The 7097-nt window shown below is 63.2% G+C and carries 6 protein-coding genes, 5 tRNA genes and 1 riboswitch; of the genes, 3 read left to right on the forward strand and 8 right to left on the reverse strand.

What is annotated here, in order from left to right; translation table 11 throughout:
• Position 1: 1 nt before the first annotated feature.
• The 5 genes from ACEN88_RS20835 to ACEN88_RS20855 all read right to left on the reverse strand — a co-directional run bounded on the left by ACEN88_RS20835 (position 2) and on the right by ACEN88_RS20855 (position 3698).
• A tRNA-Arg gene (locus ACEN88_RS20835) sits at positions 2–75 on the reverse strand.
• 120 nt (positions 76–195) lie between these two features.
• Positions 196–272: transfer RNA gene (locus tag ACEN88_RS20840), tRNA-Arg, on the reverse strand.
• Between the two features lie 48 nt (positions 273–320).
• Positions 321–2096: a S8 family serine peptidase gene (locus tag ACEN88_RS20845; RefSeq protein WP_413342626.1), complete on the reverse strand. Its 1776-nt coding sequence runs from the start codon at positions 2094–2096 to the stop codon at positions 321–323.
• Between the two features lie 89 nt (positions 2097–2185).
• Positions 2186–2272, reverse strand: a riboswitch (cyclic di-GMP riboswitch).
• A 305-nt stretch (positions 2273–2577) separates the two neighbouring features.
• Positions 2578–3210: a PEP-CTERM sorting domain-containing protein gene (locus ACEN88_RS20850; RefSeq protein WP_413342616.1), complete on the reverse strand. Its 633-nt coding sequence runs from the start codon at positions 3208–3210 to the stop codon at positions 2578–2580.
• A gap of 411 nt (positions 3211–3621) precedes the next feature.
• Positions 3622–3698: transfer RNA gene (locus ACEN88_RS20855), tRNA-Arg, on the reverse strand.
• Positions 3699–3810: 112 nt separating this feature from the next.
• Between ACEN88_RS20855 and ACEN88_RS20860 the strand changes: the two genes are divergently transcribed.
• Together ACEN88_RS20860 and ACEN88_RS20865 are read left to right on the forward strand one after the other, a co-directional pair.
• The gene (locus ACEN88_RS20860; protein ID WP_413342618.1) at positions 3811–4704 is read left to right on the forward strand and encodes an SPFH domain-containing protein; all 894 of its coding nucleotides are present in this window, start codon (positions 3811–3813) and stop codon (positions 4702–4704) included.
• A gap of 12 nt (positions 4705–4716) precedes the next feature.
• A complete protein-coding gene (locus ACEN88_RS20865; RefSeq protein WP_413342620.1) occupies positions 4717–4911 on the forward strand; it encodes a hypothetical protein in 195 nt (64 codons plus the stop codon).
• Between the two features lie 38 nt (positions 4912–4949).
• Here the strand turns inward: ACEN88_RS20865 and ACEN88_RS20870 are convergent.
• The 3 genes from ACEN88_RS20870 to ACEN88_RS20880 form a co-directional block, all read right to left on the reverse strand.
• Positions 4950–5026 (reverse strand) — tRNA-Arg (locus ACEN88_RS20870).
• Positions 5027–5084: 58 nt separating this feature from the next.
• A complete protein-coding gene (locus tag ACEN88_RS20875; protein ID WP_413342622.1) occupies positions 5085–5546 on the reverse strand; it encodes an N-acetyltransferase family protein in 462 nt (153 codons plus the stop codon).
• Between the two features lie 75 nt (positions 5547–5621).
• Positions 5622–5698 (reverse strand) — tRNA-Arg (locus ACEN88_RS20880).
• 88 nt (positions 5699–5786) lie between these two features.
• Here ACEN88_RS20880 and ACEN88_RS20885 point away from each other — a divergent pair.
• A partial coding sequence (locus ACEN88_RS20885; protein WP_413342624.1) for a two-component regulator propeller domain-containing protein occupies positions 5787–7097 on the forward strand: 1311 nt, incomplete at its 3' end.

Here is a 7097-nt window from a genome sequence, read left to right on the forward strand (position 1 = left end):
GTGCGGCTGGCAGGAATCGAACCCACGACCCCTTGGTTCGTAGCCAAGTACTCTATCCAGCTGAGCTACAGCCGCCCGAGGCACGCATTATAGCGGCGAATCGCGGTTTCGCAAAGGGCAATGATGCCGGTTCGGCAGAAATCCGCGAAGATAAAGAAAAAGGCCAGATCTTGCGATCTGGCCTTTCGTATAAGTTGGTGCGGCTGGCAGGAATCGAACCCACGACCCCTTGGTTCGTAGCCAAGTACTCTATCCAGCTGAGCTACAGCCGCCCCGAGGCCGGCATTATAGCCGACTTTTTCCTTTTGGCAAATCCTAGATCACTTCGTCGTCACGGTGACCGACGTGCTGCTCGTATTGCCCGCGGCATCGCGCGCCGTCGCGGTGATGGTGTGCTGGCCGGCAGCGGCCTTGCGCGTGTTCCAGTTATAGCCGAGCGTGCCGCCCGTGCCCTGGGCCTTCGTCTGGCCGTCGATGACGAGCGTCGTCTTGATGCCGGCGGCGCCCGCGTCGTCCGTCGCGTTGACCGAGACCGCGACGTTGCCGTTGACCACACCCGCCACTGGATTGCCGATGGCGACGACAGGCGGCGTCGTGTCCTTGCTGACCGTCGTCACGCTGTTGGCGACGTTGACGGCGACGGCGGCGGACTGGCCGGCGTTGCCCGCGGCATCATAGGCGACGGCGACCAGGCTGGCCATGCCGTTCGCGACGCCGGTCGAGTCCCAGCTGAAGCTGTACGGCGCGGCGGTATCGGTGGCGACCACGGTGCCGTTGACCTTCAGGTCGACGCGTGCCAGGCCCACGTTGTCGCCGGCATTCACGGAGACGCCGACGAGGCCGGCGACCGAGCTGCTCGCCAGCGGCGCGGCGATCGATGCGAGCGGGGCGGTCGTATCGACCGGCGCCTGGTACGCCACGGTGGCACGCAGGGCGGTGGCGGCATCCACGCGGCCATAGCCGAACACGGGGTCGCGGCCGGCCGCGCCGAGATCGACGGCCGTCGAGTACAGCAGCGACTGGATCGTGTCGCCGCCCAGATCGGGACGGGCCGCCATCATCAGCGCGGCGACGCCGGCGGTGACCGGGGCCGAGAACGACGTGCCGTTCCATGCCGAATAGCCGAGGGAATTGTTCGTCGTCCAGATATTCGTGCCCGGCGCCGCGATGGTGACGAAGCTGCCCCAGCTCGAGAAGCTGGCCTTGGCGTCGTTGCTGTCGGTCGCCGACACGACGACCAGCGCCGGATCGGGCGCCACGTTCTCGTCGACGTTGTTATTGCCGGCGGAAACGAACACGAGGCCGCCCTTGCTGTTCATGTAGCGGGCCGCGCTGAGGATGGCGGAGCTGCCGGCGATGCCGGTGTAGCTGATGTTCGCGATCCGGGCGCCGTGGTCGGTCGCATAGGTGATGCCGCTGGCGATCGTGCTGAAGTAGGCGTGGCATCCGGTGCTGTCGCTGTAGGCGATGCGCAGGGGCATGATGCTGGCCGCGCCCGCGATGCCGGCCACGCCGGCCGCGTTGTTGGACGTGGCTGCCGCCGTGCCGGCGACGGCAGTGCCGTGCCCGCAGACGTCCGTCAAGTCGGAGTTGCCGCCGTAGACGTTATAGCCCGCCACGAGGCGGTCCTTGAGGTCGGGGTGGTTGACGTTCACGCCCGAGTCGAGCACTGCGATCGTCACGCCGCGGCCGAGGGAGCTGTCCCACGCGCTGGTCGCGCCGATCTTGTTCAGGTGCCACTCGCTGCCGGCATACGGGTCGGTCACGGCCATGGCGGCCGGCACGATGCGGTCGAGTTCCGCGAATTTGAGTTCGGGGCGGTGCGCCAGCTTCGCGACGACGGCCACTTCCGACGCGTTGGCGGGCAGGTCGACGATTTGCAGGCGGCTTTGTCCGACCTTGCGGCGCTTGCCGCCGTGTTCCTTGAGGATGCGATCCAGGGCCGCGTCCGACAGACCCGGGCGCGCCTCGACCAGGATGCGGCCGCGCGCATAGCCGGCGTCTTGCGCGGCGAGGGCGGACTGTGCGGCACCGATGGAAAGGGTGCTGGCGATCAACATCGGCAGCAGGCTGAGGGAGGTGTGTGCGGACTTCATCACGTACGATTCCTTGAGATAAAAATGGGCAGGATCGTGCGCAATGACGTTCTGTCGCGACAGGCGAGGGCCTGTATCGAAAGCTGGCATCTGGCAGTCCTGCCGTCCTGGAGCCTGAGCTCGTTAGACCGTTGACTTTGCGTCACCCGCTTTCGCGGGCTTTGCCCTTTTCAATAAGCAGCGTTCAGCTGTTTCGGGAAATCATAATCGTTTCCCGGGATAAATGTACTGCTAAATGGAAAGAATGTGTAAGCGTATTGGGAACTAATTGCGTGGTCGCAACAGTTCAATATCGAAAGTGAAATGGGTGTGATAACGAAGTTAATACATTTGGAATGAAAAAAGGGGAGTCGGAAAAAACGAAACAATTAAAAACAAGGAAAGTAACTTGCAGTTAAGGCGGGATGATTTATGAGTGCGGAATAAAAAAAGCCCACCGGTCGGTGGGCCTTGAAATGAACGAGGAATGCGGGCTGAAAAATCAGCCTTTGCGGCGCAATTTGGCCATGCCGAGCAGGCCGAGGCCGATAATGGCCAGTGTCGCGGGTTCCGGCACTTCGCCGCCGCCGGAATCGCCCGATCCGTCGCCATTCCGGTAATACACCGAGATGTGCGAGATGTTGTGGACGGTCGATGCGCCATTCAGCGGGAACGGCGGATCGGTGAAAGGCCGCGAATAAGTGCCGCCATAGGGCGTCTTCAGCAGATACCCGACCAGGTTGGTATTGTCGCCGTCCTTGAAGATCAGCAACACGTCCTGCGGTGCGGGGGAGCCGCCGGCGTAGATGTAGGTGCCCGACACGTTGTTGCCGGTGAAGTTGAACAGTGCCGAGGTGTCGTTGCCTCCGGTAGAGTCCATGTCGTCGTACTTCCCGTCGAACACCCAGTCCGAGATGCTGAAGAAGCCGCCGGAGTTGATGGTGGAGAGATCGTTGTCATTCAGGTTGTCGCTGATTGGCGAGAGAATCGCGCAATTACTGGTATTGCTGACTTTGCCCGAGATATCGTAGGCGGGCGATATGCTCGTACACGATACCGTGGTGGCATATGCGCCTTGTGCGGCGAAGAGAATGGAGCAGGCTACGCTGGCTTTTAAAAGATTAGTGCGGAACATGATTTCTCCCTGGTTTCGGATGAACGGTAATGCAATATTTAATGTTGCAATGACCGTGCCAGAGAATTGAAATTCCGTGTTTACAGCGATTTAATTTAAAAACTCTTGGTTAAAAAAGATCGATGTAAATTTATTCGACAGAAATAGTTGACTGTAATCAAGTGATCTAAAGAAAGAGAGAACGAAACGGTGAAATAGATCGCCGCAATGGAATATTCATTTCCGGCGAGATCGGATAAAGGCAGCGCTGCAATGCCAGGAATATTGCGCGATGGAATTGAACGGGACGAGACGGCGCGCGTCCGGGAAAACGGCAAAGACAGAAAAGACGGAAAACGTCGCAGAACGGCACGTATCAATGAAAAATGGCTCATAAACCGCAACGCGTTTTATGAGCCATTCGTAATGAGTTGGTGCGGCTGGCAGGAATCGAACCCACGACCCCTTGGTTCGTAGCCAAGTACTCTATCCAGCTGAGCTACAGCCGCCCGAGGCACGCATTATAGCAGGCTTGCCGCGAATGACAAAACGGCATGCTTGACAACGCGGAAAGGTGATCTTAAAGTGATATCACTTTCATATAACCTCATGGGATCCGGCATGTCTGCACTCACTCGTCAGGAAATACCGCTCGCTTCGATGAATGGCTACCTCGCGCTGGGCGGCGGCATCCTCGCCGTCCTGGCCGGCGCCTGGCTGGTCCACCTGTCCATCCTGGGCAGCATGGCGGGCGGGGCGGCGCTGGCCGGCATTGCGCTCGTCCTTGCCGGCGTGTTCATGTGCGCAGGGCTGTACATGCTGCAGCCGAACGAGACGGCCGTGCTGACCTTGTTCGGCCGCTACGTGGGCACGGACCGCGGCGAGGGCCTGCGCTGGGCGTTCCCGCTGTATCGCAAGCGCAAGCTGACCGTGCGGGCGCGCAACCTCAACATGTCCACGCTGAAGGTCAACGACAAGCGGGGCAATCCGGTCGAACTGGCCGCCGCCGTCGTCTGGCGCGTGCGCGATACGGCGCAGGCGCTGTTCGAGGTCGACGATTTCGAGCGCTACGTCAGCGTGCAGGCCGAGGCTGCGCTGCGCCACCTGGCCGCGCAATATGCGTACGACGAAGGCGAGGACCTCGCGCCGGGCGAAACGACACTGCGCGGCGGCGCGGCGGAAGTGGCGCACGCGCTCAGCGCGGAACTGACGGCGCGCTTCGAGGCGGCGGGCGTCGAAACCCTGGATGCGAAGCTGACGCACCTGGCCTACGCCCCCGAGATCGCCCAGGTGATGCTGCGCCGCCAGCAGGCGCAGGCGATCATCAGTGCGCGCGCCCGCATCGTGCATGGCGCCGTCACGATGGTGGAAGATGCATTGAAAGGCCTGGCCGAGCGCGAGATCGTCGAGCTCGATGCGGAACGCAAGGCGTCGATGGTCAGCAACCTGCTGGTCGTGCTGTGCTCGGACCGCGACGCGCAGCCCATCATCAATGCGGGCACCCTGTACAACTGAGGCGGTGCGTCGATGGCAAGTCCCGGCAAGAAGTCCTATCCGCTGCGGATCGACCCCGCGTTGTGGGAGCAACTGCAGCGGCTGGCTGCCAACGATCTGCGCAGCGTGAACGCGGAGATCGAATTCCTGCTGCGCGAGGCGCTGGCACGGCGGGGCATCCGGGTCGGGACCGCGCAGCCGGACGGGGAAGAGGGGAGCGCGAAATGAAAAAGGCCAGATCTTGCGATCTGGCCTTTCGTATAAGCTGGTGCGGCTGGCAGGAATCGAACCCACGACCCCTTGGTTCGTAGCCAAGTACTCTATCCAGCTGAGCTACAGCCGCCCGAGGCACGCATTATAGCAGCGGATTATTGTTTGGAAAAGCGTGTTTGGCAAAGCCGTCACAATTCGTGCGCATAGACGATGAAGCCCAGGTGCCGCGCGACCTTGTCGTAGAGGGCGCGCCCGGCTGCGTTGTCCGTGTGCGTTTGCCAGTACACGCGCGAACTGCCGGCCGCGCGCGCCTTGTCGTAGACGGCTTCGATCAACTGCCTGCCGACGCCCAGTCCGCGCCTGTCGGGTGTGGTGAACAGGTCTTGCAGGTAACAGACGTCATGCAGCCGCGTCGTGCTGCGATGAAAGATGTAATGGGCAAGACCCACGATGTGGCCTGCGCTTTCCGCGACCAGCGCGTGCACGGGCTCCGCTGGATCGAAGAACCGGTGCCACGTGACTTGCGTGATGGATTCGGGAAGGGCCGTGGGGCCGCTGCGTCCGTAGAAGGCGTTATAGCCGTCCCACAGCGGGCGCCAGCCGGCGAGGTCCTGGGGATCGAGAGGGCGGATGATGAGCTGGTCGGACATGATGAGATGTACAGCAGCAAATGGGAACGACCAATGGAAAAGGCCAGATCTTGCGATCTGGCCTTTCGTATAACTTGGTGCGGCTGGCAGGAATCGAACCCACGACCCCTTGGTTCGTAGCCAAGTACTCTATCCAGCTGAGCTACAGCCGCCCGATGCACGCATTATAGCAGTGGCATGACGAATGAGGAAGTCTTAATTTCTTTCAACATTTTTTGGGGTTCTGGTAGATTAGCCCAGGTGTCCTGGAAACCCGAACCCTTCCCATTCGTCAACCAAGCGCTGCGGCGCATGCTGTGCGGCCTGCTGTTGGCCTGCGTGTGCACGCTGGCGCTGGCGGGCGGCCCGCGCAGCCTGCGTTTCGAGCGCATCGGGCTGGAAGAAGGGCTGTCGCAGGAATCCGTCCTCGCGATCCTGCAGGATCACGACGGCTTCATATGGTTCGGCACGCAGGCAGGCCTGAACCGCTTCGACGGCTACCGCAACCAGGTCTTCCGCAACGACCCCAACGACCCGTCCAGCCTGGCCGACAACTACGTGCAGGCCGCGTACGAGGATGGCCAGAACCGGCTGTGGTTCGGCACGCGCGGCGGGCTCGCACGGTTCGATCCCGCGAGCCGCAAGTTCATTCGCCTGCCGCTGCTGGCCGGCACGGAACGCAATGCGCGCAACAGCGCCGTCACCGCGATCATCGGCGATGGCGCCAACGGCCTGTGGGTCGGCACCAGCGACGGCATCGTGCACGTCGATCCGGCAACCGGCACGCTACGCACGCTGCGCCACGACGGCCAGGATCCCGGCAGCCTGCGCGACGACCGCGTCACCGCGCTCGCCCTCGATCCGCGCGGCGGCCTGTGGATCGGCACCGGCGTCGGTCTCGACCACCTGCCGGCGGGCGCCGCGCGCTTCGCGCATTACGACATCGACGCCGGCAAGCGCAATGCGGTCGTCGCGCTGTCGATGGGCCCGCGCGACACGCTGTGGATCGGCACCGACGCCGGCCTGGAAGCGTGGCGCATCGGCCAGGGTGCGCCGCGGCGCCACCATGTCGGCGCCGACGAAGGCATGAACGACGGCCGCGTGCAGTCGCTGTACCACGACCAGGGCAACACGCTGTGGGTGGGCACGGAACTCGACGGCCTCAAATGGCGCGACCCCACGACCGGGCGCTTCATCGGCTACACCAGCCAGCCCCTCGACCGCCACACGCTGTCCGACAACCGCGTCATGTCGATCTGGGTCGACCGCACGGGGACGCTGTGGGCGGGCACGATGTTCGGCGGCGTCAATCGCGCGGACCTCGCCAGCGGCGGTTTTTCCCGCTTCGCGCTGTTGCCGGGGCAGGTCGCGGACCCGCGCAGTGCGCGCAAGATCCGCAGCATCGCCGTCGGCGCCGCCGGCCGCCTGTGGCTGGGCACGACCGGCGGCGGCATCCTGCACCTCGATCCGGAGAGCGGCCGCGTGGACATGCTGCGCCACGATCCGCGCGACCCCGCCAGCCTGCCGGACGACACGGTCGGCAGCACGCTGCCGGGACGCGGGCGGCTGTGG

Source organism: Massilia sp. CT11-108, from assembly GCF_047302915.1.
In the GTDB taxonomy this organism is placed as follows: Bacteria; Pseudomonadota; Gammaproteobacteria; order Burkholderiales; family Burkholderiaceae_D; genus Telluria; species Telluria orientalis.

Bases quoted from the DNA above. Each gene is read 5' to 3' on its own strand.
- ACEN88_RS20845 (WP_413342626.1), bottom strand. From the start codon at position 2,096: ATGAAGTCCGCACACACCTCCCTCAGCCTGCTGCCGATGTTGATCGCC.
- ACEN88_RS20850 (WP_413342616.1), bottom strand. From the start codon at position 3,210: ATGTTCCGCACTAATCTTTTAAAAGCCAGCGTAGCCTGCTCCATTCTC.
- ACEN88_RS20865 (WP_413342620.1), top strand. From the start codon at position 4,717: ATGGCAAGTCCCGGCAAGAAGTCCTATCCGCTGCGGATCGACCCCGCG.
- ACEN88_RS20875 (WP_413342622.1), bottom strand. From the start codon at position 5,546: ATGTCCGACCAGCTCATCATCCGCCCTCTCGATCCCCAGGACCTCGCC.
- ACEN88_RS20860 (WP_413342618.1), top strand. From the start codon at position 3,811: ATGTCTGCACTCACTCGTCAGGAAATACCGCTCGCTTCGATGAATGGC.